This is a genomic window from Acinetobacter sp. CAU_H_S170_2 (assembly GCF_058890445.1).
On record NZ_JBZYAE010000001.1, the window covers coordinates 3,147,703 to 3,173,534 of the forward strand.

Annotated in this window: 24 protein-coding genes; 10 read left to right on the forward strand and 14 right to left on the reverse strand. The window is 44.4% G+C overall.

Translation table 11 applies throughout. The annotated features are described in order from the left end of the window. The first annotated feature begins 41 nt into the window (after nt 1-41). Together AC5EUN_RS15440 and thrC are read left to right on the forward strand one after the other, a co-directional pair. Entirely contained in the window at nt 42-1,346 is a 1,305-nt protein-coding gene (locus tag AC5EUN_RS15440; RefSeq protein WP_010325700.1) for a homoserine dehydrogenase, read from the forward strand. A gap of 65 nt (nt 1,347-1,411) precedes the next feature. Next, complete coding sequence (thrC, locus tag AC5EUN_RS15445) at nt 1,412-2,551, forward strand: threonine synthase (protein WP_125273422.1); 1,140 nt, start codon at nt 1,412-1,414, stop codon at nt 2,549-2,551. Nucleotides 2,552-2,637: 86 nt separating this feature from the next. Here the strand turns inward: thrC and AC5EUN_RS15450 are convergent, their stop codons facing one another. Beyond that, nucleotides 2,638-3,693 (reverse strand): serine hydrolase family protein, encoded by a 1,056-nt coding sequence (locus AC5EUN_RS15450; protein ID WP_159153606.1) that lies wholly within the window; start codon nt 3,691-3,693, stop codon nt 2,638-2,640. A 215-nt stretch (nt 3,694-3,908) separates the two neighbouring features. Here AC5EUN_RS15450 and gacA point away from each other — a divergent pair, with 215 nt between their 5' ends. From gacA to AC5EUN_RS15465, 3 genes are read left to right on the forward strand one after another with little or no spacing between them, the layout of a single operon-like run. Then, nucleotides 3,909-4,544, forward strand: coding sequence for a response regulator transcription factor GacA (gene gacA / locus AC5EUN_RS15455; protein WP_004692836.1), 636 nt, complete (start codon nt 3,909-3,911; stop codon nt 4,542-4,544). A gap of 21 nt (nt 4,545-4,565) precedes the next feature. After that, entirely contained in the window at nt 4,566-6,134 is a 1,569-nt protein-coding gene (locus AC5EUN_RS15460) for a sensor histidine kinase (RefSeq protein ID WP_159153607.1), read from the forward strand. A gap of 12 nt (nt 6,135-6,146) precedes the next feature. Beyond that, entirely contained in the window at nt 6,147-7,571 is a 1,425-nt protein-coding gene (locus tag AC5EUN_RS15465) for a sigma-54-dependent transcriptional regulator (protein WP_372239162.1), read from the forward strand. 4 nt (nt 7,572-7,575) lie between these two features. Here the strand turns inward: AC5EUN_RS15465 and AC5EUN_RS15470 are convergent, their stop codons facing one another. The 4 genes from AC5EUN_RS15470 to lptF all read right to left on the reverse strand — a co-directional run bounded on the left by AC5EUN_RS15470 (nt 7,576) and on the right by lptF (nt 12,614). Continuing rightward, the gene (locus AC5EUN_RS15470) at nt 7,576-8,751 is read right to left on the reverse strand and encodes a S41 family peptidase (RefSeq protein WP_159153609.1); all 1,176 of its coding nucleotides are present in this window, start codon (nt 8,749-8,751) and stop codon (nt 7,576-7,578) included. Between the two features lie 18 nt (nt 8,752-8,769). After that, nucleotides 8,770-10,317 (reverse strand): 2,3-bisphosphoglycerate-independent phosphoglycerate mutase, encoded by a 1,548-nt coding sequence (gpmI, locus tag AC5EUN_RS15475; protein ID WP_159153610.1) that lies wholly within the window; start codon nt 10,315-10,317, stop codon nt 8,770-8,772. Nucleotides 10,318-10,440: 123 nt separating this feature from the next. Then, entirely contained in the window at nt 10,441-11,511 is a 1,071-nt protein-coding gene (lptG, locus tag AC5EUN_RS15480; protein WP_159153611.1) for an LPS export ABC transporter permease LptG, read from the reverse strand. Between the two features lie 2 nt (nt 11,512-11,513). Beyond that, nucleotides 11,514-12,614 (reverse strand): LPS export ABC transporter permease LptF, encoded by a 1,101-nt coding sequence (gene lptF, locus AC5EUN_RS15485; RefSeq protein ID WP_004978580.1) that lies wholly within the window; start codon nt 12,612-12,614, stop codon nt 11,514-11,516. A gap of 158 nt (nt 12,615-12,772) precedes the next feature. Here lptF and AC5EUN_RS15490 point away from each other — a divergent pair, with 158 nt between their 5' ends. Genes AC5EUN_RS15490 through blhA form a run of 3 tightly spaced genes read left to right on the forward strand, consistent with a single transcriptional unit; the run spans nt 12,773 to nt 15,288 of the window. Next, on the forward strand, nt 12,773-14,221 hold the full coding sequence (locus tag AC5EUN_RS15490; protein WP_159153612.1) for a leucyl aminopeptidase: 1,449 nt from the start codon (nt 12,773-12,775) through the stop codon (nt 14,219-14,221). After that, nucleotides 14,214-14,621 carry a DNA polymerase III subunit chi gene (locus tag AC5EUN_RS15495; RefSeq protein ID WP_078425943.1) on the forward strand — a complete coding sequence of 136 codons (408 nt, stop codon included), beginning with the start codon at nt 14,214-14,216 and terminating at the stop codon, nt 14,619-14,621. Before AC5EUN_RS15490 ends, AC5EUN_RS15495 begins: the two co-directional genes overlap by 8 nt. 31 nt (nt 14,622-14,652) lie before the next feature. Next, nucleotides 14,653-15,288, forward strand: coding sequence for a cell division protein BlhA (gene blhA / locus AC5EUN_RS15500; RefSeq protein WP_159153614.1), 636 nt, complete (start codon nt 14,653-14,655; stop codon nt 15,286-15,288). An 85-nt stretch (nt 15,289-15,373) separates the two neighbouring features. Here the strand turns inward: blhA and AC5EUN_RS15505 are convergent, their stop codons facing one another. The 7 genes from AC5EUN_RS15505 to glnK form a co-directional block, all read right to left on the reverse strand. Continuing rightward, complete coding sequence (locus AC5EUN_RS15505; RefSeq protein WP_004692848.1) at nt 15,374-15,922, reverse strand: VTT domain-containing protein; 549 nt, start codon at nt 15,920-15,922, stop codon at nt 15,374-15,376. 145 nt (nt 15,923-16,067) lie between these two features. Next, nucleotides 16,068-16,727, reverse strand: a complete 660-nt coding sequence (locus AC5EUN_RS15510; RefSeq protein ID WP_004978564.1) for a riboflavin synthase — start codon at nt 16,725-16,727, stop codon at nt 16,068-16,070. A 23-nt stretch (nt 16,728-16,750) separates the two neighbouring features. Then, nucleotides 16,751-18,049 (reverse strand): DNA adenine methylase, encoded by a 1,299-nt coding sequence (locus AC5EUN_RS15515; RefSeq protein ID WP_004692850.1) that lies wholly within the window; start codon nt 18,047-18,049, stop codon nt 16,751-16,753. Further along, nucleotides 18,046-19,149: a bifunctional diaminohydroxyphosphoribosylaminopyrimidine deaminase/5-amino-6-(5-phosphoribosylamino)uracil reductase RibD gene (ribD, locus tag AC5EUN_RS15520; RefSeq protein WP_160361884.1), complete on the reverse strand. Its 1,104-nt coding sequence runs from the start codon at nt 19,147-19,149 to the stop codon at nt 18,046-18,048. The genes AC5EUN_RS15515 and ribD overlap by 4 nt, the downstream gene beginning before the upstream one ends. 14 nt (nt 19,150-19,163) lie before the next feature. After that, nucleotides 19,164-19,622 (reverse strand): transcriptional regulator NrdR, encoded by a 459-nt coding sequence (gene nrdR, locus AC5EUN_RS15525; protein WP_004692852.1) that lies wholly within the window; start codon nt 19,620-19,622, stop codon nt 19,164-19,166. 151 nt (nt 19,623-19,773) lie between these two features. Then, the gene (locus AC5EUN_RS15530; protein ID WP_087014496.1) at nt 19,774-21,177 is read right to left on the reverse strand and encodes an ammonium transporter; all 1,404 of its coding nucleotides are present in this window, start codon (nt 21,175-21,177) and stop codon (nt 19,774-19,776) included. A gap of 59 nt (nt 21,178-21,236) precedes the next feature. Further along, on the reverse strand, nt 21,237-21,575 hold the full coding sequence (gene glnK / locus AC5EUN_RS15535) for a P-II family nitrogen regulator (RefSeq protein ID WP_004281042.1): 339 nt from the start codon (nt 21,573-21,575) through the stop codon (nt 21,237-21,239). Between the two features lie 275 nt (nt 21,576-21,850). On the opposite strand from glnK, the gene AC5EUN_RS15540 reads away from it, so the two are divergent. Next, complete coding sequence (locus AC5EUN_RS15540) at nt 21,851-22,078, forward strand: accessory factor UbiK family protein (protein WP_004692854.1); 228 nt, start codon at nt 21,851-21,853, stop codon at nt 22,076-22,078. A gap of 65 nt (nt 22,079-22,143) precedes the next feature. Beyond that, nucleotides 22,144-23,631 carry a YifB family Mg chelatase-like AAA ATPase gene (locus AC5EUN_RS15545; protein ID WP_493352414.1) on the forward strand — a complete coding sequence of 496 codons (1,488 nt, stop codon included), beginning with the start codon at nt 22,144-22,146 and terminating at the stop codon, nt 23,629-23,631. Between the two features lie 71 nt (nt 23,632-23,702). Here AC5EUN_RS15545 and AC5EUN_RS15550 read toward each other — a convergent pair whose 3' ends face one another. Together AC5EUN_RS15550 and AC5EUN_RS15555 are read right to left on the reverse strand one after the other, a co-directional pair. Beyond that, a complete protein-coding gene (locus tag AC5EUN_RS15550; RefSeq protein WP_159153616.1) occupies nt 23,703-24,473 on the reverse strand; it encodes a TorF family putative porin in 771 nt (256 codons plus the stop codon). 346 nt (nt 24,474-24,819) lie between these two features. Continuing rightward, nucleotides 24,820-25,590 (reverse strand): TorF family putative porin, encoded by a 771-nt coding sequence (locus AC5EUN_RS15555; protein WP_159153617.1) that lies wholly within the window; start codon nt 25,588-25,590, stop codon nt 24,820-24,822. Nucleotides 25,591-25,832: the final 242 nt, after the last annotated feature.

Below are 25,832 nucleotides of genomic sequence, written 5' to 3' on the forward strand. Positions count from 1 at the left end.
CTAGACTTCGTTCAATATATATAAGTAAATTGGAGTGTGACGTGAAACCAGTTCGTCTGGCAATCCTCGGTCTTGGTACTGTGGGTGGTGGTGCCCTTAAACTACTAAAAGAAAATGCTGCTGAGATTAAACGTCGCACCGGTCGTGAAATTCAAATTACCTATGTCGGCACACGCCGCCCTCGCCCAGACTTAGATTTAGGCGACGAGGTCAAGCAAAGTGCTGACTTACTCGACATTGTGCGTCAGCCTGATGTCGATGTTGTGGTTGAAGTCATGGGTGGCATCCACCCTGCATATGAAGTGATTAAAGAAGCCATTTTACATGGTAAACAAGTGGTCACCGCGAATAAAGCTTTACTTGCTGAACATGGTAATGAGCTGTTCAAACTGGCGGATGACAATGCCGTGCAAATCGCCTATGAAGCTGCGGTTGCAGGAGGCATTCCCATCATTAAAGTGATGCGCGAAGGTCTAGCTGCAAACAAGATTAATTGGTTAGCGGGTATCATCAATGGTACAGGCAACTTTATTCTGACTGAAATGCGTGAAAAAGGTCGTGCCTTTGCCGATGTGCTCAAAGAAGCCCAAGAGCTGGGTTATGCCGAAGCTGATCCAACTTTTGATGTCGAAGGCATTGATGCTGCACATAAACTCACGATTTTAGCATCGTGTGCTTTTGGTATTCCGCTACAGTTTGACAAAGTCTATACCGAAGGCATCAGTAAAATCACAGCGCAAGACGTGAAGTATGCTGAAGAGCTGGGTTTCCGTATTAAACATTTGGGGATTGCGCGTCGCGCCGCGAATGGCATCGAACTTCGTGTTCACCCAACCTTGATCCCTGCTGAAGAACTAATTGCCAATGTCAACGGTGTTAAAAATGCTGTCTTGGTACAAGCACATGCTGTCGGCCCAACCTTGTACTATGGAGCAGGAGCAGGCGCAGGCCCAACGGCTTCTGCAGTCGTTGCAGATGTCATTGATATCGTCCGTGATATCTCGTATACCGAAGATGGCGCTGGAACGATTCCACAACTGGCCTTCGAAGCACTGACCAATGTGCCCATTTTAAGCCGTGAAGAAATGACTACAGGTTATTACATCCGGATTAATGCAGAAGATCAAACTGGCGTCTTGGCCGATGTGACCACGATTCTCAGTCGTGCAGGCATCAGTATCGATGCCATCATGCAGCAACCGCGTTTAAAAGACCTTATTCCAATCGTGATTTTGACTGATCCTGTCGTTGAATCAAAAATGGACGAGGCACTTGCCCAAATTCAAGCCTTACCCGTCATTCATGGCGAAATCGTGCGAATTCGTTTAGAATCGCTTGATAATTAATCGGGTGGAGGAAAAGAACGCTCTTCTCTTCCTCACCAAGCTCTACACACAATTGGAACATCATCATGTCGAATGCCAATCGTTATACTGGTTTAGTTGACCGTTATCGCGACCGTTTACCAGTGTCTGCAACTACTCGCGCTATTTCTTTAGGTGAAGGTAATACGCCACTGATTAAACTCGAGAACATTCCACGTTTAATTGGCAAAAATGTTGAAATTTATGTGAAGTACGAGGGCTTAAACCCGACTGGTTCATTTAAAGACCGTGGTATGACCATGGCAGTCACTAAAGCCGTTGAAGAAGGCTCAAAAGCCATTATCTGTGCCTCTACAGGTAATACCTCAGCTGCGGCTGCGGCTTATGCAGCACGTGCAGGCATTAAAGCGTTTGTGTTAATCCCAGAAGGCAAAATTGCCATGGGTAAAATGGCACAAGCGATGATGTATGGTGCCATCACCATGCAAATCCGCGGTAACTTCGATGACGGTATGCGTCTGGTCAAAGAAATTGCAGATAAAGCCCCTGTAACCATCGTAAACTCAATCAACCCGTACCGTTTGCAGGGTCAAAAAACCATTGCTTACGAAATCGTAGATGAGTTAGGCCGTGCACCAGATTACCACTGCTTACCCGTGGGTAACGCAGGGAACATTACTGCACACTGGATGGGTTATACCGAAGCAGTTGCCAACCAACCTGCAGATCAATTTGAGCAAGTGATTTACGACGCTCAAACAGATCAATTCACAGGTCCTAAACCTGAAGGCTTACCAACCATGGTTGGTTACCAAGCAGCAGGTGCTGCGCCATTCTTACGTGGTGCACCCGTTGAGAACCCTGAAACAGTTGCAACGGCAATCCGTATTGGTAATCCACAAAGCTGGAACCATGCTAAAGCAGTGGTTCGTGACTCTCAAGGTTGGTTCGATGAACTGACTGATGCTGAAATACTAGAAGCACAGCGTTTACTTTCAATGTATGAAGGTGTCTTTGTAGAACCTGCTTCTGCAGCGTCGATTGGCGGTGCAATCCGTGACATCAAAGCAGGTAAAATTGCGGAAGGTTCTGTGATTGTCTGTACCGTGACAGGTAATGGTCTAAAAGACCCAGATACTGCGATCAAACAGTGTTCTGATGCGGTCATGCTTTCAATCGATGCAACTTTAGAACAAGTTCGCGATTCCATTCTTTCAAACATGTAATTAAGAGAAGACAAAAAAAGCCCTGCATATGCAGGGCTTTTTTATGACTCAATTTTTGTTGTTGAGTGAACAAAAACAAAGTCGGGTTAAATACGTTTTGGTAATTGGCTTGCCCAGTTCATTAGGCGCGTTGCATCATTGGTACGTGCTGCAGATGAGTCCGCGCCCAATAACACCACCACTGCTGGACGGTTATTTAAAGTGGTATGCATCACCACACAGCGACCGGCTTCATTAATGAAACCTGTTTTTGAAATATTAATATTCCAACCACCATTACGAACCAAGGCATTGGTATTGTTTGATTTCAATACACGATAGCCCAAGTTAAAGTCATAGCTTGCTGTGGTTGAGAACTGACGAATCAGACCATACTGAGACGCAGCATTGACCAAAATACCCAAGTCACGTGCTGAAGCGACATTGCCTGGATGCAGACCAGTCGATTCCATATAATGGGTTGAATTCATACCCAAAGATTTTGCTTTGGCATTCATCGCCGAAACAAAGGCTGAGCGACCACCCGGATACGTCCGTGCAAGCGCTGATGCTGCTGGGTTTTCTGACTTCATTAATGCAAATAACAATGCCTCTGCACGGTTCATACTATCCCCTGCACGCAGTGACGAGCTTGAACTTTTACAACCCGAACACGAAAAGTCCGCTTGCTGTAAAGTAATGTTTTCAGACATATTTAAACGCGCATCTGAAATCACCACCGCCGTCATCAGTTTAGTAATCGAGGCAATCGGCAGCGCGGTATTACTGTTTTTACTGTACAGTACTTCACCTGTATTGCCATCCATCACCAGTGCTGCACGAGCATTGACACTAGGTTGGTTGGAATATTTCGAGGTATCGAAAATTTGTACTGTTTTCGAGGTACTGTTGTTCGTCACCACACCGTTGGAACTGCGAATACTGGTGGTGACTTTTGTTGAACCCTGAGGAGCGTACTCTTCAGGATCTTCCATGAGATCATCATTCAGAAGCTGTTCTGCATCTGCCGCAGACCAGCTCATGCTTGCTTGGCTAGGCCCCGAGCCCGGGTTCATCACCAAGTCTGCAAAGCTATGGGTACTGGCCGTCATTGCAATCGACCATCCCAATAGATGCATTAAAAATTTATTTGATTTTTTCACTTTTCTTCACTCAACTTCATAACCCATAAGATACATTTGCGTATTCACGCCAATATGCCTTACATTTGTACACAATGCGAACAGCATTGCCGTCGACAGCGTGCATATCTTTTCAAATAAGCCTAAGAATAGGATTGCTAATTTTGTCGTTTCATTGCAAGCTTATTTTGCTTTATGTAACAAAAAATATGGTTTTTATAGTGAGGAAGAGCTAGGTGATCACAGTTTTAGTGGTAGATGACCATGAGTTAGTACGTACAGGGATTTGTCGAATGCTCGAGGACCATGCCGATGTTCAAGTTATTGGCCAAGCTGAATCTGGTGAAGAAGCAATTAATCTCGTCCGTCAACATCACCCAAATGTGGTTCTGTTAGATGTCAACATGCCAGGAATTGGTGGTGTTGAAACCACACGCCGCTTACTACAAACTGCACCCGAGACCAAAGTACTGGCGGTCAGTGGTCTAGCTGAAGAACCTTATCCGTCCCTGTTACTCAAAGCTGGCGCCAAAGGCTACATTACCAAAGGTGCACCTGTGACCGAAATGGTACGTGCGATTAATAAAGTGATGCAAGGCGGCAAATATTTCAGCGCTGATATTGCTGAACAACTGGCCAGTTCTTATCTGTCTGATACACAAACCTCACCTTTTGATGCTCTGTCTGAACGTGAAATGCAGGTGGCGATGATGGTCGTGAATTGCATTAGTGCACAGGAAATTTCTGACAAGCTTTTTGTCAGCGTAAAAACGGTCAATACTTATCGTTACCGAATTTTTGAAAAGCTCAACATCGACAGTGATGTGAAGCTGACTCACCTTGCTATTCGCTATGGTTTAATTAAACCCTGATGCAAGCTGACTAACACCCGCATGCTGCAATACTCAACCAATATTCAGTTAAATCAATACCGTCTAGGTGTTTGGTATGCGTCTTATCGACTGTTTATTGGCTGTTGTTTGTTGTTGGTTTATCTACTGACCTATGAGCAGCTGTTTTCAAATTATCAATATCCAGTATTGTATCGTTCCGTCCTGATTGGCTTTATTTTTATCAGTGCCTTTCAGCTATTGAGCCTCAAGCATGTGCGCAAGCGCATACCACTTCAGCTCACCTTGTTGTTTATCGTCGATGTCATTAGCCTCAGTTTACTCACTTTTGCCACCGATGGTCCAAACTTACAGTTAAGCTTATTGTTTGTGATCACGATCTTTGCCGCTTGTGTATTGGTCGATAAACAAAAAGCGCTCATCATTACCTTGATTGCAGTGATTACACTGGTTTATCAACACTTTATTGGAACGCTCTTTTCAATCAGTTCACTGAATACCATTGGCAACAGTGCCGTGCTCGCCTTTTTGTTCTTTGTGGTTTATGGGTCTGGACAAATTGCGGTACGACGTTTTCAAGTCCTTGAAAATTTAAACTTCTATCAGTCCCAAGAACTGGACCAACTGCAAAACATTAACCGTTATATTTTAGAGCAAACCGAGCTCGGCTATTTGGTGCTCGATGAAAACTGCCACATGGTGCTGAGTAATCCTGCCGCATGTACATTATTGGGCATCTCTCCAATTTATGCCTATGACAAATATCCTTTATATAAGGCACAGCCTGATTTATTTGAACTACTCAAATTCGACCAACTGAAGAATGGGGAAAAATTCCAATTTACATCGCAACTGAGTCGCTTTCAGATTCAGATCGAAATTCAAAAACTTCAAGTCCCGAATCAGACACTGACCTTATTCGTGCTGCAAGATGCACAAAAAATTAATCAACGTGTACAACAACTCAAGCTGGCTGCACTGGGTCAACTTTCTGCCAGCATTGCACATGAAATTCGCAACCCACTGGCAGCCATCACACAAGCTAATGAACTAATGCAAACCAATGATCCACAACAAGAACTGTTGCAGAACATGATTGCCAAACAAGCCTCAAGGATTGATAAAATTATTGGTGATACACTGAGCATGGCACGCAGTAAAGAAACCTATCCGACCTTAATTGATGTCGCCGCTTTTTTAGAACGTTTTATCGTTGAAGATTTGCCCGATGTCAAAGATCAAATTGATTACCGCATTTCCGATCAAGCTCAGATTCAGTTTGATGAACAACAACTGAGACAAGTGCTGATCAACCTGATTCGAAATGCCATTCGTCATAATGCAGCTGAAGCCGAGCACATTCAAATTCGTATCTATAGCTACAAAAACCTCGTCCATATTGAGGTCTGCGATTTTGGTGAAGGGGTCGCCACTCAGGATCAAAGCACCCTGTTTCAACCGTTTTTTAGTACCTCCATCAATGGAACTGGGTTAGGATTATATTTATCCCATAGTTTCTGCGAAGCCAACCAAGCTAAGCTATACTATGTAGAACAAAAAATAGGGGCATGCTTTAGGATTGAATGCCCCCGTATAAACAATGACGTGTAATTTTTGGGGTTAATCGTGGAAAAAAAACCACTTGTTTTATTGGTGGATGACGAACAAGACTTATGTACACTGATGCAAATGTCTTTAAGTCGGATGGGGATTGATACACATATTGCCTATCGCTTACAAGAGGCGGTTCAAGCCCTGAAAACGCATCAATATGATGCCTGTCTAACCGATCTTAATTTACCCGATGGTAATGGTCTGAGCTTGGTCGATTTTATTGCTCAAAATTATCCTAATTTGCCTGTTGCAGTGCTGACTGCTTACGGCAATATGGATATTGCGATTGCAGCACTTAAAGCTGGTGCTTTTGATTTTGTCAGTAAACCAATCAACCAAAAACATTTAGAGCAACTTTTACAAAAAGCCTTTAATCAGCCCATCAGTCAACTGCATATCCAAGAAGATACGCTTGAACATCGCCTGCTGATTGGTCAATCCCTTCCTATTCAGCAGCTACGCATCACCTTAAAGAAAATTGCACGTTCGCAAGCCCCTGTCTTTATTACGGGTGAATCGGGGACCGGCAAAGAAGTGGTGGCTAATCTGGTACATCGCCTGAGCAACCGCAATGAAGGGCCATTTATTGCCATTAACTGCGGTGCCATACCGACTGAACTGATGGAAAGTGAATTGTTTGGACACCGTAAGGGTAGCTTTACAGGGGCGACTCAAGACAAACAAGGGCTGATTCTGTCTGCGCATGGCGGCAGTTTATTTTTAGATGAAATTGCTGAGTTACCACTCACTATGCAGGTGAAACTGCTGCGCGCGGTACAAGAAAAACGCATTCGTCCAATTGGGAGTGACACCGAAATTGATGTCGATTTCCGTGTGATTAGTGCCAGCCATCAAGACTTAGAAGCACTGGTGCAACAAGGCAAGTTCCGTCAGGATTTATACTTCCGCATCCATGTCATGGACATTGTGCTGCCTGCCCTACGTGAGCGTGGCAATGACATTATTCTTTTGGCACAACATTTCATTCAAAAAATCTGCCAAGAATGGGACATCCCAGTCAAACCACTGAGTGAACGTGCACGTGAGTTTTTATTGGCCCAATATTATCCAGGCAATGTGCGTGAATTACGCAATATGATGGAACGTGCCATCACTTTAAGCGATGAAAGCAGTATCGACTTACCGCACTTGCAAACAGCCCCACTGCGACCCATTGCTCAGACCAACTATGCCAATGCCACCCAACAAGGTACTGTTGGCAATGATCAACTCAGTCATATGCCTTCGCGTAAATTACCCGAAGAGGGTTTAGAGCTGTATCTAGAAAAAATTGAAAAAGAAATTTTGATGAATGCGCTCAATCTCACCCACTGGAACCGAACACTAGCGGCTAAAAAGCTCGGCATGTCTTTCCGTTCTTTACGTTATCGCTTGAAGAAATTCGGACTAGATGGCGAAGACGATCCCGTTTAAAGACTTAACGACGGTTAATTAGAATCTCTGCCACATGTTCAACATAGCTTTCGTCTTTGAGTTCATGTGGCATTGGATACACCTGATTTGGCGCAATCCCTACCCCTTCAATCATCCGACCACTTGGGGTGTAATAATGCGATACGGTCATTTGCAAAGATGCACCATTCGATAACGGAAATAGTTTTTGTACCACGCCCTTACCATAACTTTTTTCCCCAATCACCCACGCCCGTCCATGCTCCTTCAGCGCAGCGGTAAACACCTCCGCGGCCGATGCAGAGCGGTCATTAATCAGAATCCCCACTTTTAAATTTTGAAACTCGAGGCTAGGTAAGGCCTGAAACTGCTGATCGCCCTCGGAACGACTTTTAGTCGAAACAATCACCCCTTGGTTTAAGAATAAATCGGCAGATTCAACTGCGGCAGACAACAGTCCTCCGGGATTATTTCTAAGGTCAATCAAGACCGCTTTTAAACGCGAAGACTGATGCTCTTCAATCAGTTGCTGAATTTCATTGGCCGTATCCTGCTGGAATACCCGCACCTTGAGCACCAAAACTTGGTTATTCAACAGTTGCGCCTGGATATCGGTTTCAACTTTTTTGGTTCGGACTAAATTGATCGGCGTTGAGTTGGCTTTCAACTGCAAGCTGACGGTACTACCAATCGCCCCACTGAGTAATTCATTGACTTGAGCATGGTTGAGCTTGCGTAGCTCTTGATCATCTACTTTAAAAACGGAGATCCCATTTTTTAAGCCCAGTTTGCTGGAATCTGAGTCAGGTTTTAATCCACGAATCAGCCATTGTTGTAAGCGAGAATCAAACTCTAAGCTGAAGTCAACTGAAGCCAAATCCCCTTCGGTATATTGCACCAGTTGTTTATATTCTTGAGGAGATAAATAGCGAGAATAACGGTCTAAGCCACTGACTAAACCTTTAATGGCCTGTTGAAATAGTGCTTCATCACTACGTTCAGCCACATAATTGGCTTTGACTAAACCGTAGATTTGCACAAATTGTTGAATTGATTCAATCGGAACCTCAACATAACCTTGTTCTAATTCATCATCAAAAGCGGGTGCTGCCGCAGTTTTTGCAACAGCCCCCATCGGGTGGATCAGACTCAGACCTAAAGCAATCACTACACCTATTGAAGTCCACGATGCTTTTGCCATTTACCCACCCAAATTGATTTATACGTCTAATGTAATTAAGTTACGACCTTGCATGTCTGCTGGAACAGGAAGATGCATCAAGCTTAACAAGGTTGGTGCGACATCGGCCAATACGCCACCCTCAGCAATGGTTGCTTGAGTTGGACCGACATAGATAAAAGGCACCAATTCTGTCGTATGCTGGGTATGCACCTGACCACTGTGATAATCCTGCATTTGTTCAACATTACCATGGTCAGCCGTAATTAACATATGGCCTTTTTGTGCCATCACCGCTTCATAGACACGGCCTAAGCATAAATCAACGGCTTCAACAGCTTTCACTGCAGCATTAAACACGCCCGTATGACCAACCATATCGCCGTTGGCATAATTCACCACCAATAGATCAAACTCGCCTGAGTTAATCGCAGCCACCAATTCATCGGTTACTTCATATGCGCTCATTTCTGGCTTGAGGTCATAAGTAGCCACATTCGGTGACGGAATCAAAATACGTTTTTCACCTGGATATTCATCTTCACGACCACCACTGAAGAAGAATGTCACATGTGCATATTTCTCAGTTTCAGCAATACGCAATTGAGTTTTACCAAGGTCTGAAAGATATTCACCTATCGAGTTATTTAATGCTTCAGGCATATATGCCACAGGTGCATCAATACTGGCTTGGTAGCGTGTCAACATCACAAACTTAGATAAGTTTGGTACAACTTTACGCTCAAAGCCTGCAAAATCTTTTTCAACAAACGCTTTGGTAATTTCACGCGCACGATCCGCACGGAAATTCATAAAGACAATGCTGTCACCATCTTGAACTTTTACGGCATCGCCAATGCGTGTTGCTTTGACAAACTCATCAGATTCATCTGCTGCATACGCCAAGGCTAAACCTTCAACTGCTGTAGCTGCAGTACGTGTTGCTTCAGACTCAGTGAGTAAACGATAGGCTTGTTCCACACGGTCCCAACGGTTATCTCGATCCATCGCAAAATAACGACCAATCAGACTCACAATACGACCTTGATTTGGATATTGAGCAAACAATGCATCTAATTTTTCTAAAGAGTGCTGTGCGCTGCGCGGCGGGGTATCACGACCATCTAAGAAAGCATGGAGATAAACGGTTGCACCGCGTTTTAACGCAAGTTCAGCCATGGCAACAATATGATCTTCGTGTGAATGCACCCCACCTTCAGACAACAGCCCCATAATGTGCAACGCACCACCCGCTGCTTTGGCTTTTTCAACAGCATCAACCAAAACTTCATGCTCGAAAAAAGCACCCGTACGAATGTCTTTGGTGATTCGGGTAAAGTCTTGATAGAGCACACGCCCTGCACCCAAGTTCATGTGGCCCACTTCAGAGTTGCCCATTTGGCCATCTGGCAGACCCACGTCTTCACCAGAACCTGAAATTAAGCTATGCGGATGCTTTGCTTCAATCGCTGTTAAATTCGGTCGATTCGCTGCTAAAAAAGCATTGTCTTCAATCGCTTCACGGTGTCCCACACCATCCATAATGACCAGTACGTGAGGGATTTTGCCAGCAGTTGCATCCGCCATAATAAGCACTCTTTTTTTGTCTACAAATTCATCGCCCTATCTTACCGAATTTTCGGTCAAGACTCTATGCAGGCATGATGGTTTAACACCATCATGCGCATTGTTTTCTTCAATATCGTACAGTTATCGTGCACGTTGTAACAAATAACCACCTGCGACAAACATCAGTAAAATCGGCACAAAAACAAACCATGCGGGTGAAGGTGAATACACCAAACTTGCATAACCCAAGAAGTCTTGTAGGTAAAAGAAACCTAGGCCTGTAAACAGTGCAATCACCAAACGAAAGCCCATCGATTGTTGGCGCAGTGGGCCAAAAATAAAGGAACAAGCAATCAACACCAAAGCAATCAAGGCAAATGGAGACGCCACTTTCTGCCAAAAAGCCAACTGATAAGTTTTTGGTACTTGGCTGTATTCATGCATATAGCTCATGAAACTGACCAATTGACTCGGTGAAAGGTCTTCAGGATCAATCGTCACCATGTGCACATATTTCGGCTGCAGTGCCAATGCCAAAGGCGTTTCAGCGGCCTTTTGTGCCGTAGCATTGCCTGTCGGCAGCAAATCAACTTGGGCCGTATTTTCTAAAATCCAATGACCATCTTGCACAAACTGACCTTGCTCAGCATTTAAAACGCCTTTCAAACGAGCATTATTATCAAAGTCGACCACTTGCACATTTTTCAGCTGACCTTGAGAGTTGGCATAATCGACATAAATAAAACGCTGCCCTTCTCGTGTCCAGTAACCACGTACTTCACCAAGTTCAGCCGCAGTTCGATGGCTTTTCACACCTTTGGCTTGCTCATTGGTATAAGGAATCACCCATTCACTTAAAGCGAATGACAGTACCACCAAAATTAAAGCCGAACGAATCACCCAACCAACAATCCGCCAAAGACTCACCCCCACCGAGCGCATCACAATCAGCTCACTGTTTGAAGCCAAAGTGCCGAGGCCCAATACCGAGCCAATTAACGCGGCAATCGGTAGAATCTCATAGAGATATTGCGGTGCTCCCCACAGTACATAACGTAAAGCATCCCAAGCACCATAATCTTCTTTAAGGGAGCCTAGCTCACCCAAATAGGTAAACAGAATTTGCAAGACCGATAAAATAGCGGTAGCACCCAGCATCGCCATCGCGGTGGTTTTGGTCACATGTTTTGCGACTATACGACGTGCGAACATGATTAAGACCCCGCTCGTTGTAATGTTTTCTTAATTTTCGGGGCCAGCTTTTGTTTACGCGAAAACAAAGCCGCTGCTATCGCATAGATCACCAAGATCATTGGATAAGCCCAAATCCCCATTTCTTCTTTACTGACTCGGGTTTTAATGGCCATCAGCGCCACGATTAAACTGGCAAAAATAAGCAATGCAGGGAACAGCTTTAAGTAACGGCCTTGGCGCGGACTCACTTCAGATAAAGCCACAGCGAGGAGTAAGGCCACCACAATGGCAAACGGCACAAAAATACGCCAGCCCAATTCACTCGCCACGACAGGATCATGACGATTATCCCAAAGTTTCATGGTGGACAGTGCTTCAACATCGGCACTTTCAAACTTCGCTTCTTTATCATTTTCTAAACGTAGGCGATAAGACTGAAACTCGGCTTGGCTATAACGCGGCTGTCCCGGATAAATTTCATAACGGCGACCTTGCACCAAATCCACCACATTGGCGGGATCATTTTCAATTTCAACCCGCGTGGCTTCTTTGGCCAAAATCATCACATCAGGCTTACCTTCTGCTTCAGCGCGTTGATAGAAGAAGATATCTTTGAGGTTCTTACGGTCTTCGGATAAGTCACCCGCATAAATGGTATAAGGCCCCGATGAAATAAACTCTTTGGGTCGAACCAAATCAAAACCAGTACGCACCGCCTGACTGGTGGTGAGCTGCTCAAACTGACGAACACCCCACGGCGCCATCCAAAGCATCAGCACGGCTTGAACAGCAAGAAACACCACGGTCATAGGAATCAGCAGTCGCCCCAATTGGTTACGACTGACGCCACTGCCATTGAGTACTGCCATTTCATGATCGACATACAGACGACCAAAAACCAGCATCAGCCCAATAAAAAAGCCTAGAGGAAGAATCAGCGTTAAAAATTCAGGCAAACGATAGCCAATAATGCTAAATAAAATACCTGCATCTAAGCGACCCTGCGCGGCTACGCCAAAATACTTGATCAAACGACCGCCCATCATGATCAAGGTCAATAAGGCGATCACAACCAAGGATGTCGACACCACTTGTTTGACCAGATAACGCCGAATAATCAAATTAATTCTTCCAAAAATAGGTGAATAAAAACTAGCGCTAGTTTACCCGAATAGTGAAAATATAAAACCTGTACTCTTGTTGCACTTTGCAACTCTATTCATGTTAATGTTTCAGTGGTTTAATCATTTTCAAACTTTATAAGGCTTAAATAAAACTTATGAAACTCTCTATTAATACGTCATTCACAGAGAATACGTCTAGCCAATTTTTGTTGATATTAGTAGATTCTGAAAACACGCAACACCTTGCAAATGCTTATCAAATTAATGATTTAAACAACTTAATTGAAGCGACTCAGTTTAAAGCCGCATTTAATGAAACTTTGAGCCTAATTGGTCAAATTCCAGCAAGCCCCAATGCAGCCTTGATCGGGGTGGGTAAAGCCGCTGAATTACAAGCAGCAAAGCTGGTGAAAATTGCTCAAACCATTATCAAAGCTTCACAAAAAAAATTCAAACACATCAGTCTTGACCTTTCAGCTCTTCCAGCTGAACTCCATTATTTATTTGCCCTCAGTTTGACGCAAGCGGCATATGCTTTTGATGAATTCAAATCGAAAAAAGCCGACAACGCGCTTGAACAGATCAGCCTGATTGCCGCTGAGTCGCCGCTGAATGCTGCGCAACTTAAATTGATTGAAGCCGTGCAATCAGGTCAGAGCTTTGCACGTGACTTAGGCAACCGTCCGGGCAATATCTGCTTCCCAGAATATTTGGCAGAGCAAGCCTTAGAACTGGCAGCCCAATACCCTGACCTGCTCCGTGTTAATGTCCTTGATGAGCAGCAAATGGCGGATCTGGGCATGCATTCCTTCCTTGCAGTGAGCAAAGGTTCAGACCGCCCAGGCCGTATTATTACCCTTGAGTATCAAGCTGAACGTTCTGAAGCCCCAGTGGTCTTGGTCGGTAAAGGGATCACTTTTGATACAGGTGGCATTTCATTGAAACCGGGCGCTGGTATGGATGAAATGAAATATGACATGTGTGGTGCAGCATCGGTTCTAGGGACGCTCCGTGCTCTATGTGAATCGCGTTTAGCCATTCATGTCGTAGGTACGATTGCGGCAGCTGAAAATATGCCGTCAGGCAAAGCTACACGTCCGGGTGACATCGTAAGCACCATGAGCGGTCAAACCGTTGAAATTTTAAATACCGATGCAGAAGGTCGTTTGGTGCTGTGTGACACATTAACCTATGTAAAACGCTTTAACCCTGAACTGGTCATTGATATTGCAACCTTAACAGGTGCCTGTGTCGTGGCACTTGGTTCAGTCTTAACGGGTATGTTTACCCCAGACGACAAACTGGCGGCCGAACTATCGGAAGCAGGTCAAAATAGCTTTGACCGCGTCTGGCGCATGCCTGTGATTGATGACTATCAAGAACAGTTAGACTCCCCATTTGCCGATATTGCCAACATTGGCGGGCCTAAAGCTGGTGCTGTAACTGCAGCGTGCTTCTTGCAACGTTTCACCCGTGATTACCGCTGGGCACATTTGGACATCGCAGGTACAGCATGGAACTCAGGTGCCAATAAAGGCGCAACCGGTCGCCCAGTACCCTTATTGATGCAATTCTTAGCTCATCGTGCGCAGTCTAATGGCTAATATTAGCTTTTATCTGTTTGAACAAAGTCCTGAACGACAAGTCGAAAGTGCTTGTCGTTTGTGTCGTAAAATTTTGCGTCAGCCAGAGCGAATCTGGCTGTATGCAAGCGACACTGAACTACAACAGCAACTGGATGAGCGTTTGTGGAGTTTTGATGATACGAGCTTTATTCCACATGGCATTGATCAAATCGATGCCCGCATTTGTATCTCAGCGCAACTGCCTGAACAATCCGACTGGATTGTGTTCAATTTTAACGATCAAGCTCTTGAACAGTTCGAAAAATTTAGCCACATTATAGAAATTATTGAAAATAACGAATCGGCCAAACAACAAGGTCGTGAAAAATTTAAACAATATAGACGTCTCGGGGTTGAAGCTCGAACCTTCAAGCTTTAATTGATTCCCCGTCTAAATAAGGAGATGCGTAGTGGCATTGAATGTTGGTCCAGATTTTAAACAGCGCTGGTTAAATGTACCTGATGCTGTTCGTCAGGCCTTTATTGATGACCTGAGTCGCGTCTGCGATGTACTCAAACCTGAAACAGGTTTACACAGTTGGATTGAACAAGACCAACGCGCTCAAGCCGTCTCTACCCAAAGAATTGAACAAGCGTATGCCGATCTGAAAGCACAGCTGATTGAAGAAGCGCGAATTCGCAAACAACAAGCGTTGGAAAAATCACTGGCAGACAAACGCGCAGCGCAGGAAGCTTATGCGGAAAGCCTCAAAAAAGACGAAATCCGTCAGTTCAATGAGCAAACCCAAGCTTTAAATGTGATGCGTCAAAGTGTCGATCAGGAAATTTTGAGCTACACCGCACGCTATGAAAAAACGCCTGAACAAGCTCTGGACTATGCCAAAGGTAAATTTGGCATTGATGATTCACAAATTTTGTCTGAGTTAGAAAGTGTGCGTTTACGTTTAGAGCTTGAAGCGGAAACCTTAATTGAAGAGTCCGTCGCCAGCTATCGCAGTAAGCTACAAGCCGCGGCTCAAGAAGAAATTGACTATATTTTGAAAAATTCAGACTTTTCTAATGAAGTGGTATCCAACTCTGCCTAACAGGCCTTGGCTTCCACTTAAACTCACTTCGGTGAGTTTTTTTATGCACCCTTGTTTTGCTCGGCTGATGTGGTCTGTCTCAATCTCAAACCAACACATCAACCATAAATGATAAGGTATTGCCCACACCATAACCAATCGCCAACAAACTACCAATCCAAATCAGGCCACCAGTCACGTTGTACCACATAAAAGTCGCCAAACTCATATGCCCTGCGCCCGCAGCAAAAGGCGCGAAAGAACGTACAAAAGGAATAAAACGTGCTACTAAAATGGTTTTACCGCCATGCTTTAAGAAATATTGATTGGTCTTCATCATATATTCGGGTTTCAGCCAACGCGAATGCTGATGGGCAAATTTAAAGCCCAGCTTCTGACCAGTATAATAATTGACGATATAGCCCAATACGGCAGCAATCATCATCAAAATACCCATGGTATGGATATGGATTAAATCCGAGCTGGAACATAAGGCACCAATGGCAATCAGTAAACTGTCACCCGGCAAAAAGAACATAAAAACGAAGCCCGTTTCTGCAAAAATAATCAGAAAAAGAATCGCATAAATCCAAAGGCCGTATTCTGCAAGCAGTACGGGCAATAATTGTTCTAGATGGAGAAAAAAATCAATCATTGTCACCTATCCGTGCAATGAACTGCGTACTATCTTTCATCACACTCAATTGCTTACCTATTCATTTCAAAAGAAAAACTCCCTCATTTTGGGCAAATAGGGAGCTCATCTTTTGTCTATTCTTGCTGCAATCTAAACGATTTTTCTATTTCAAGAAACCATTTTGTGCCAAAAAGTCTAAACTAATTTTAGATTGTGGGGTAGTTTCCGCAGCTTTGTCACCCATCATCAGACGTTCAATGTAGCGTGCTAACACATCCACTTCAAGGTTCACTTGACTGCCTGCCTTCCACGTTCCAATGTTGGTTCGTTCAGCCGTATGCGGAATTAAATTGAGGCTTAAAATACGGCCACGCAAATGATTAATGGTTAAACTGATCCCATCAACCGTGATCGAGCCTTTTTCTGCCAAGTAACGTGCAATCTCAGCTGGCGCAGTCACTTCAAAATAAAGCGAACGTGCATCTTCACGCACAACGGTGATTTCACCCACAGCATCGACATGACCTGACACAATGTGTCCACCAAAACGTGTGGTGGGCAACATCGCCTTTTCCACATTTACACGTTGGCCAACTTTCCAGTGGGTCAGTGTGGTTCGGTTCAAACTCTCACGTGAGACATCGGCAGCATACCAGTGCTCACCCCAGTCAATCACCGTGAGGCAAATGCCATTGGTGGCAATCGAGTCACCCAAATGTACATCTGACATATCAAGATCCGTACCAATGCGCAAACGCACATCGCCACCGACATTTTGTACGCTTTCAACTGTGCCCAGACTTTCGATGATCCCTGTAAACATTTCTGATTTCTACCTCTATATTTTTACCACAGCGCCAACTGTGTCGTGACCCCAGATGTATCGACCCCACCCAATTCGGCATAATGGTACAACTGCCCAAGCAACTGACGAATTGGCGGACCTGACTTGGCATGGGTATCAGTGATCACAATAAACTCTAGCACACGCGCACGCTCAGACTGACGCTGTTTACTCACGCGATAACGCGGTACATCCTGCGTTAATAAAGTCACGCGACCTCGCTCCAAATTGGCTTTGAGCAAGTCCCCCGCTTCAATATTACCATCGGTTGAATAACTGGTCAGAATGTAACGTGCATTGATGGTGGAAAGTAATTTTTCATATGCCTCTTTGGCATACTTTGACGAGTTATAAGGACTCGGACGCTCTTTGCGCCACGCACGGTCAATTCCGCTTTTAAAACCTTTGGTGTCTGGTGTCGGTAAATCTACCTGATCCCATAAGGTTAAAGCATTTAAGACATGATAATTACTACTGTAAGCATGCTGGTTATAGGGTGGATCTAGATAGGCTACATCGACCTCAAAACTACTCATTTGGTTTGCCAAATGCTGCGCATCGACACACCACATTTCAGCCATCGGGTTCTTTTGTTTATTATCACCCACTTCACTAAAACGACTTGGGGTCAACCACAACAAGGATTCAATCCGCTCTAACGCTGTTTGGGTTTTACCGCCCCAACCGTGGTGGAAGCTTTTAAAGACGCCGGAAGTATTGCTGACAAAACTTGCAGAATACAGCAGCGGTGCCAGTAAAGCAGACATCTCCACATCATCGATTGCCCCTTGTGCCTGCCATGTGGCAATTTGCTGACGAATCGCATCAATGCGCATGCCGTTGCGACGTTTGAAGAACAAACGATCTCGGCTTGGATCATAAATCTCATCATTTCGCGGACACAGATTATGCGTTACCCAGCCCTTAACTTCAGGCAAGCGGTTTAAATAATCAATGGCTTTTTGATAACCACCCAACTCTTTAAATGCAGGCGCTTCGGTACAAGCCAAAATGGCATGGTTCAGCGCATGGCTATACGGTTCCCAGTCGTTGGCAATCACGCGATAACCATTTTGACGCGCCAAACGCGAGACCACGCCCGAACCCGCAAAGAAGTCGGCAAAAATAGGCGCACGACCATCTGCACGGTTTAAAGTCCCTGTACTCTCAAGCGCCTCTAAAATCAGATGCAACAGACGGCGCTTATTCCCCAAATAAGGAACAAGTTGATGAAAGAGATATTCATCGGTGGTACGTGCCGCGTGACGACGTTTATGATAAACCGTAGACTCTGAACTCATAATGACTCTTGAGAAGGGATAAGCGTTAAGCGCACATCATCACCCAATTGTGTGACATCCATGAGCTTAAAGCGGAGTTGCTCTGCCATCTGAGAAAACTCAGCATTGAACATTGCACGTGCAGACTGACCCAATAAGGTCGGTGCCACATAACTAATCATTTCATCGACCAACTTTTCTTGTAAAAAAGCCGTCGATAACGTTGCACCCGCTTCAACCATGACATCGTAAATTTGATGTGATTGAACCAACTGCTTTAATAACTGATCTAAAGGTTGTACAGCAAGCTGTAGCACACCTAAATCGGCCAATGCTTGACGATAAGGCCCCATTACCATCACGGTATCTGGTTGCTGTAAAATTTGGGCCGTCAAAGGCAAGCGGCCTTGACGGTCTAACACCAGACGTTTCGGTTGTACAACCGTTGTCAGATCCGCAACACCCTGCAGCTGTCTAACATTGAGCTGAGGATCATCGGCCAATACGGTTTCAATGCCCGTGATCACGACACCAGAAATGGCACGAAAATGCTGAACATCCAACCGTGCAGCTGGGCCTGTAATCCATTTTGACTCACCTGAAGCCATCGCCGTTCGACCATCTAAACTAGAGGCAACTTTTAAACGCACATAAGGTCTACCTGTAGCCATGGCTTTTAAAAAGCCCGCATTCAACTGATGTGCTTCGGCTTGACAAATACCGACATCAACCTCAATGCCTGCTTCTTTTAAAATTTGTACCCCTTTACCGGCCACCAAGGGATTGGGATCTGGACAGGCAATCACAACACGCGCCACACCTGCCTCGACCAAACCTTTGGCACACGGCGGTGTACGCCCATAATGCGCACACGGTTCTAAAGTGACATAAGCCGTTGCACCCCGGGTCTGTTCGCCCGCTGCACGCATGGCAAAAACTTCTGCATGGGGCTGACCCGCTTGAGGGTGATAACCTGTCCCCAGCAACTGCCCATCTTTGACAATGACACAGCCTACATTTGGATTTGGCTTGGTGCTGTATTGACCTTGCAGTGCTAAAGCAATCGCTTGTTTCATCCAAGCTTGGTCAGCTTGTAAAGCACTAGACTGTAATTCAGACATGGATGCCAACTCGCTTAATGTTCACGTTGTTGCATTTGTTCAATTTGGTGACGAAAGGCATCGACATCTTGAAAGTCTTGATAGACCGATGCAAAACGCACATACGCAACATGATCCAAAGAAAATAAAGATTGCATGACAATTTCACCAATGGTGCGTGATTTCACATCACGCTCACCTAAACGGCGGATTTGCAGCTGAATATCGCTTAAGACGGTTTCAATTTGCTCTTGTGTCACGGGACGTTTTTGTAAAGCATGCATCAAGGAACGACGCAATTTTGCTTCATCAAAAGGTTCACTTTTGCCATCCGACTTAATCACACGCGGCATGACCACTTCATAACTTTCAAAGGTTGTGAATCGCTCACCACAGCTAATACATTCACGACGTCGACGAATTTGACAACCTTCAGCGGCCAAACGTGAGTCGATCACCTTACTGTCTTCAGCGTTGCAAAATGGACAATGCATAGGGCTTAAATTGAACAAATTTGAATGGTTTTAGAGTGTAGCAAAAATTCGGTGTTTTGTAGAGTTTTACGCTAGATATAGAAAAAAAACAGCCCTTTCGGGCTGTTTCACACAATATATTGATTATACTGTTGATTTATTATTCTCTTGATTAGTCTACACGTTCACCATGTTGACTTAAGTCCAGACCCATACGTTCATCATCCGATTCAACACGAATGCCAATCACAAGGTCAATCACTTTTAAAATGATGAAGGTTAATACTGCTGAGTAGGCAATTGTTGCCAACACACCTTCAACTTGCACCCAAAGCTGATGCATTACATCACTTGGCGCATTGTCACCCATGATGAAATCACTGGCAAAGAATGCGGTTAAGATCGCACCGACAATACCACCAACACCATGTAAACCAAACGCATCTAAAGAGTCATCGGCTTTTAAAGCACGTTTCAATGCGGTAATACCCCAGAAACAAACCACACCACCAATGAGACCCATCGCCAATGCACCACCGACCGTCACAAATCCTGCTGCTGGTGTAATCACTACAAGACCAGCAACCGCACCAGATGCAGCACCGAGTACTGAACCTTTACCACGTGCAACTTTTTCAGTAATTAACCAAGAGATTGCCGCTGCTGCTGCTGCTACTTGAGTCACGAGCAATGCATAACCTGCTGAACCGTTGGCACCCAATGCAGAGCCACCATTGAAACCGAACCAACCGACCCAAAGTAAGCTTGCACCTACGACAGTTAAAGCCAAGTTGTGCGGTGCCATAGATTCACGGCCCAAGCCCATACGTTTACCCAGCATATATGCAGCCACCAAACCTGCAACACCTGAGTTAATGTGAACCACAGTACCACCCGCAAAGTCGAGGGCACCGTCGTTACCTAACCAACCACCGCCCCAAACCCAGTGGGTAATTGGTGCGTAGACCACGACCACCCAAATCGCGACGAATGCGACAAATGCGCCGAATTTCATACGTTCTGCAATGGAACCACTAATAATAGCAACGGTGATGATGGCAAAAGTCATTTGGAAAATGACGAATAAAATTTCAGGAATAGTCCCTGTCAGCGCATCCGTGGTAATCCCTGTCAGCATGAACTTATCTAAACCACCGATAAAGGCATTGCCCTCACCAAAGGCCAATGTATAACCAATGATAACCCATGCAATACTCACCACTGCCGCAGCAACAAAGCTATGTGCCATAGTGCTTAAGACGTTTTTCTTACGAACCATACCGCCGTAGAATAACGCTAAACCTGGAATGGTCATCAATAAAACCAGTGCTGTGGAGACTAAAATCCACGCCGTATCACCTGTATCTAATGTTGGTTCTTCTTCTGCAGGTGCGGGTGCTTCTACTGGAGCAGCAACGGCTTCAACCGCTTGTACTGCTGGAGCAGCCACATCCGTTGTTTCAACCATTGTGACTTGTTCTGATGGAGTTGGCGCTGTTGCTGCTTCTTCAGCCCAAGCAACAGAACCACCTAAAAGTGCGCCAGATAAGCTCAGCGCGAATAGCATCTTTTTCATTCGTATCCCCCAACCTAATTTGTGCGAGTTATGTGTTACTCAGCAAACTTCATGCCAAATTAAACGGCATCGGCACCTGTTTCACCTGTACGGATACGGATGACTTGCTCTAAATTTGTGACGAAAATTTTACCGTCGCCAATTTTTCCTGTGCTAGCCACACGTGTGATTGACTCAATCACCGCGTCGACCATTTCATCACTGATCGCGATTTCGATTTTTACTTTTGGTAAGAAATCAACAACATATTCAGCGCCACGATAAAGTTCAGTATGACCTTTTTGACGACCAAAGCCTTTGACTTCGGTTACCGTGATCCCTTGAACACCAATTTCAGACAGTGCTTCACGCACATCATCCAATTTAAACGGTTTTACAATTGCAGTTACGAGCTTCATGTTTGTTTTCCTTCGGCTTATTTCACCAGTAAGGTTTTATGTTCAAATTTCATGCCAAAAATTCTTAGGTTGGGGGGAAAAGAAAGTCTGACATGAGTTTTCTTTATACCCTATTCTATACATTTAAATGCGTTTTGAGCTTCAAAATTCAGGTTTTTTAGTCGAAGATTTATGATTTTTTTACAATCGATGAAATCATATTTCATCTGAAAGGCTATAGAGTCAGAAGCAGCAATGGTACACTGCTGTCACGTCTCCAACTGTTGGATATAGAAATGATTGAAACTTTATTACAAGCCATACTGGAACAAGTCGAACAACCTAAACAAGACTTAGAACATAATTTACGCGCACTGCTGAATGAAGCGGTGACCAAGATGGATTTGGTTTCCAAAGATGAAATTGAGCGTCAACGTACTGCACTGAATAATGCCAATTTGCGTTTAAATGACTTATTGAAACAAGTGGAAGCTTTAGAGTTACGCATTCAGAACAAAAAATGAGCACCTGTTTGGTGCAACAAAAGACGCATAACGAATTAAAATAATGCACTATAATGGAACAAAAGATGTCTTTTGCCAAAATTTACACTCGAGCTTTGCTCGGTTTACACGCACCTTCGGTTGAAGTTGAAGTTCATCTGAGCCAAGGACTACCCTCTTTAACCATTGTGGGGCTTCCTGAAGCAGCCGTTCGGGAAAGCAAAGATCGGGTGCGCTCCGCCATTATCAATAGTGGTTTTCAGTTTCCGACCAAACGCCTCACCATCAACCTTGCACCCGCAGACCTGCCCAAAGACAGCTCACGACTGGATTTGCCGATTGCACTGGGTATTTTAATTGCCTCTGGTCAGCTCCCTGAGCAAGGAACTGAAAATTTTGAATTTATAGGTGAGTTGGCACTTGATGGGCAACTGCGACCAATTTCAGGTACTTTAAGTATTGCGATTGCCTGCCAGCAAGCTGGGCATCAACTGATTTTACCTGAGGCCAATGCGCAAGAAGCCTCTCAACTGCCTAACTTCCAAGTGTTTGCAGCGCAACATTTAAAACAAGTCTGTGACCATCTGTCGCAAAACCATCTCATCCAACAGTTTCAACCCACGGCGCTAAAAGCCTCCCAACATTACAAATTTGATTTGGCCGATGTTAAAGGTCAACTACGTCCGAGACGTGCCTTAGAGATTGCGGCAGCAGGTGGTCATTCTTTGCTATTTAAAGGACCGCCAGGAACAGGGAAAACCCTATTGGCTTCACGTTTAGCCAGTATTTTACCGCCCTTGAACACGCAAGAGAATTTGGAAGTGGCGAGTATTTACTCGTTGGCCAATCATCAACATCCTTTTGGGCAGCGGCCATTTCGTGCACCGCACCATACAGCTTCTGCTGTTGCCTTAGTCGGTGGCGGGTCACAACCCAAACCCGGTGAAATTACTTTGGCACATAAAGGCGTGCTGTTTTTAGATGAACTACCAGAGTTTGACCGCAAGGTTTTAGAGGTTTTAAGACAGCCGATTGAAGCCAAAGAGATTGTGATTTCGCGTGCTTCACGGCAGATCACCTTTCCAGCCAATTTCCAACTGATTGCTGCAATGAATCCGTGTCCCTGTGGTTATGCTTTTAATCAAGATAGCCGTTGCCAGTGCTCAGCCGAGGCGATTAAACGCTACCAAAACCGAATTTCGGGGCCTTTACTAGATCGCATTGATTTACATATAGATGTGCCTCCCCTGCACGCCTCGGAGTTGCAAGACACACAAGCCGTTGAAGATTCTGCGACTGTGCGGAAGCGAGTGATTGAGGCCTATCAATGGCAACTACAGCGCCAAAGCTGTCTGAATATGGCCTTATCACCCAAACAACTGGAACAGTTTGCGCCACTCAATGAACAAGCCGCGCTGATCTTTGAAAAGGCACAACAGCGCTTAAACTTATCTGCTCGGGGGTATCACCGTATTTTAAGAGTGGCCAGAACCATTGCGGATTTGGCCCAGTCAGAGCATATTCAAACGGGACATTTGACTGAAGCTCTCTCCTACCGACAGCAAAATGCCTAAAAATCGCTAAATTCCACATAGAAAAACCCCTCTAGTCCTTAGGACTAGAGGGGTTTTAAAGATGCTAAAACTTAGAAAGTTTTAGTTAAGGTAAACACGGCACCTGTTTCTACACCACGTGCTGTCACATGATCCAGATTATCAGTATCGATATTGGTTCCTACCGCTGCTAACTCTGCTGTTGCACCAGGAATAGACTGGAATGCATAGGTCACACCTACTTTCCAATCGACATAATTGTCATCATCACCAAATGAATATTTATCTTCATCACTGACCACGGTATAACCCACATTCGCAACGCCACCAAAGCCCGTTGAACCAAATGGAATTGCATAACCCGCATTAATGTTCCAGCTGTCTGTATCTGCTGCAACATAGTCATTGGTATAGTTCACATTGGTCAGTAGGCTATCCCCTTCAGTGAAGACACTCGCAAAGGTTAATTTGCCATAAAACTCTAACCAGTTCAGATCATCTGCGCTTGGATAGTTGTAGTACACCATACCCACATCAAGCACTGGCTTGCTGGCAAAGCTTTCTAATGTTGTTGCAAAACCAATCGATGGATCGAGCTCTAAACTCGGTGAACCTTCACCAAAATCAACATTTGAACCCCAAAGACCCAAATACAAGCCTGAGTCATGCGCCAAAGTAAAGCCCGCTTGTACCGCTGGATCATTTTGGGTTTGAGTTAAACCACGGAAACGATAGTCGGTTGTTATAGCAGCACTTCCGCTAAAAGATAAACCAAACGGTAATGCTGGCTCGTCATCTGCGAAAGTGAATGTAGAAGCTGAAGCCACCACAGCTAAAGATAATGCTTTAAGTGCAAATTTCATTGTTTGATTCCCCCACATCGTATCCGACGTTTTTTGGTTATTTCGATAAACTCATGTAGGTAGTAGCAATAGCTATGCCACATTCAATTCAACATCAGATACACCTTTTACAAAATAATTATAAATTATTGTTTTTGTTAAAATTTTATAAAATATAAAAAATTGAGCTCACCCTCAGCTTGATCGTTAAACATCTTCGCGGTGAATTGAAGCCAAGCCCATCAAGCAAACATAATTGTTTACAATATGCGCTATTTTGAGACTCATCTTTGGAAGGTACGTTTTTAAGTGCATAAAAAAAGTGCATCCCCAACCGATCTGGATGCACTTTTCATATCTACAGAATTTAGAAGTTGTAAGTTAAACCCAGTACCAGATGGTCTTCTAAATCCTCTCCCATACGATTATGTACACCATAAATATAATCCGCAGACATCTCGATCCCTGTTTCTGCAAAGGGTCTACTCAGCCCTAAGCGAACTTCATTAACAGTAAAGTTCTTCTCTGTAGTGAGTATGGCATCATCATGCTGACGATAAATCGATGCACCAATTGAACTATTGAGTTGAAAGTTTTGTGGAAGGGCATAATGATGTGCAAGGCTTAAATAGGTATCACCCGCATTGGCATAGCTCACATCCACTAAAGCCACCGTGACGCCTACATCAAAGTCTTTATAGCTCAAACTATTTACAAATTCCGCTCCAGTCGTACTTCGGCGTTCTGTGCGATCTTCACTATAGACCGAGCCGCCATCATTATATAAATAAGTCACAATATGCGAACGATAGCTGAAATCTGGACTGAGTGTGCCTGCATAACCCATATAAAAGTCATGCTCAACACCGTGATCTTTGCTGATATCCGCTGCATCATAATTCAGTGTGGAAGCCCAATAACCGGCATATAAACCCGATGCATGTTCATATTCAAGCCCCGCTTGCAAGGTAGGCTGATCATTTTCAATACCGCCACGATAGATATACTGACTGAGCACAGCAATGCTTCCACTAAGTCCGCCTTCTGAGCTTTGTTGCTGGGGCTCACTTGCGTTGACCGACATACTGCCAGTGAAAAAAATTAAAAATAGTGCAATTTTATGTGAATTCTTATGCATTTAAGCTCTCAAAATCTCTTTAGACATGAATCATTTACTGATTCCATACCCATAAATTTTAAAGCTATTTTTTAACAATAGGTCAATTTTACTTAGGCAACTGCTGTGTAATTCATCGTTCGCCAATCTGGCTATGGGTGATTCTGAACCGATTCCAGACGACTAGAAATGACTGAACACTTTGATTCATAAGCTAAAATGACCTCACAGTCTATATATTATTTTCTGCAATGCATAGCACA

What these genes read in the sequence shown, in the direction of transcription:
- thrC (WP_125273422.1), top strand. Translation starts at nt 1,412, where the DNA reads ATGTCGAATGCCAATCGTTATACTGGTTTAGTTGACCGTTATCGCGAC.
- AC5EUN_RS15460 (WP_159153607.1), top strand. Translation starts at nt 4,566, where the DNA reads ATGCTGCAATACTCAACCAATATTCAGTTAAATCAATACCGTCTAGGT.
- AC5EUN_RS15470 (WP_159153609.1), bottom strand. Translation starts at nt 8,751, where the DNA reads ATGGCAAAAGCATCGTGGACTTCAATAGGTGTAGTGATTGCTTTAGGT.
- gpmI (WP_159153610.1), bottom strand. Translation starts at nt 10,317, where the DNA reads ATGGCGGATGCAACTGCTGGCAAAATCCCTCACGTACTGGTCATTATG.
- lptG (WP_159153611.1), bottom strand. Translation starts at nt 11,511, where the DNA reads ATGTTCGCACGTCGTATAGTCGCAAAACATGTGACCAAAACCACCGCG.
- AC5EUN_RS15490 (WP_159153612.1), top strand. Translation starts at nt 12,773, where the DNA reads ATGAAACTCTCTATTAATACGTCATTCACAGAGAATACGTCTAGCCAA.
- AC5EUN_RS15495 (WP_078425943.1), top strand. Translation starts at nt 14,214, where the DNA reads ATGGCTAATATTAGCTTTTATCTGTTTGAACAAAGTCCTGAACGACAA.
- AC5EUN_RS15505 (WP_004692848.1), bottom strand. Translation starts at nt 15,922, where the DNA reads ATGATTGATTTTTTTCTCCATCTAGAACAATTATTGCCCGTACTGCTT.
- AC5EUN_RS15510 (WP_004978564.1), bottom strand. Translation starts at nt 16,727, where the DNA reads ATGTTTACAGGGATCATCGAAAGTCTGGGCACAGTTGAAAGCGTACAA.
- AC5EUN_RS15515 (WP_004692850.1), bottom strand. Translation starts at nt 18,049, where the DNA reads ATGAGTTCAGAGTCTACGGTTTATCATAAACGTCGTCACGCGGCACGT.
- ribD (WP_160361884.1), bottom strand. Translation starts at nt 19,149, where the DNA reads ATGTCTGAATTACAGTCTAGTGCTTTACAAGCTGACCAAGCTTGGATG.
- nrdR (WP_004692852.1), bottom strand. Translation starts at nt 19,622, where the DNA reads ATGCATTGTCCATTTTGCAACGCTGAAGACAGTAAGGTGATCGACTCA.
- AC5EUN_RS15530 (WP_087014496.1), bottom strand. Translation starts at nt 21,177, where the DNA reads ATGAAAAAGATGCTATTCGCGCTGAGCTTATCTGGCGCACTTTTAGGT.
- glnK (WP_004281042.1), bottom strand. Translation starts at nt 21,575, where the DNA reads ATGAAGCTCGTAACTGCAATTGTAAAACCGTTTAAATTGGATGATGTG.
- AC5EUN_RS15540 (WP_004692854.1), top strand. Translation starts at nt 21,851, where the DNA reads ATGATTGAAACTTTATTACAAGCCATACTGGAACAAGTCGAACAACCT.
- AC5EUN_RS15545 (WP_493352414.1), top strand. Translation starts at nt 22,144, where the DNA reads ATGTCTTTTGCCAAAATTTACACTCGAGCTTTGCTCGGTTTACACGCA.
- AC5EUN_RS15550 (WP_159153616.1), bottom strand. Translation starts at nt 24,473, where the DNA reads ATGAAATTTGCACTTAAAGCATTATCTTTAGCTGTGGTGGCTTCAGCT.
- AC5EUN_RS15555 (WP_159153617.1), bottom strand. Translation starts at nt 25,590, where the DNA reads ATGCATAAGAATTCACATAAAATTGCACTATTTTTAATTTTTTTCACT.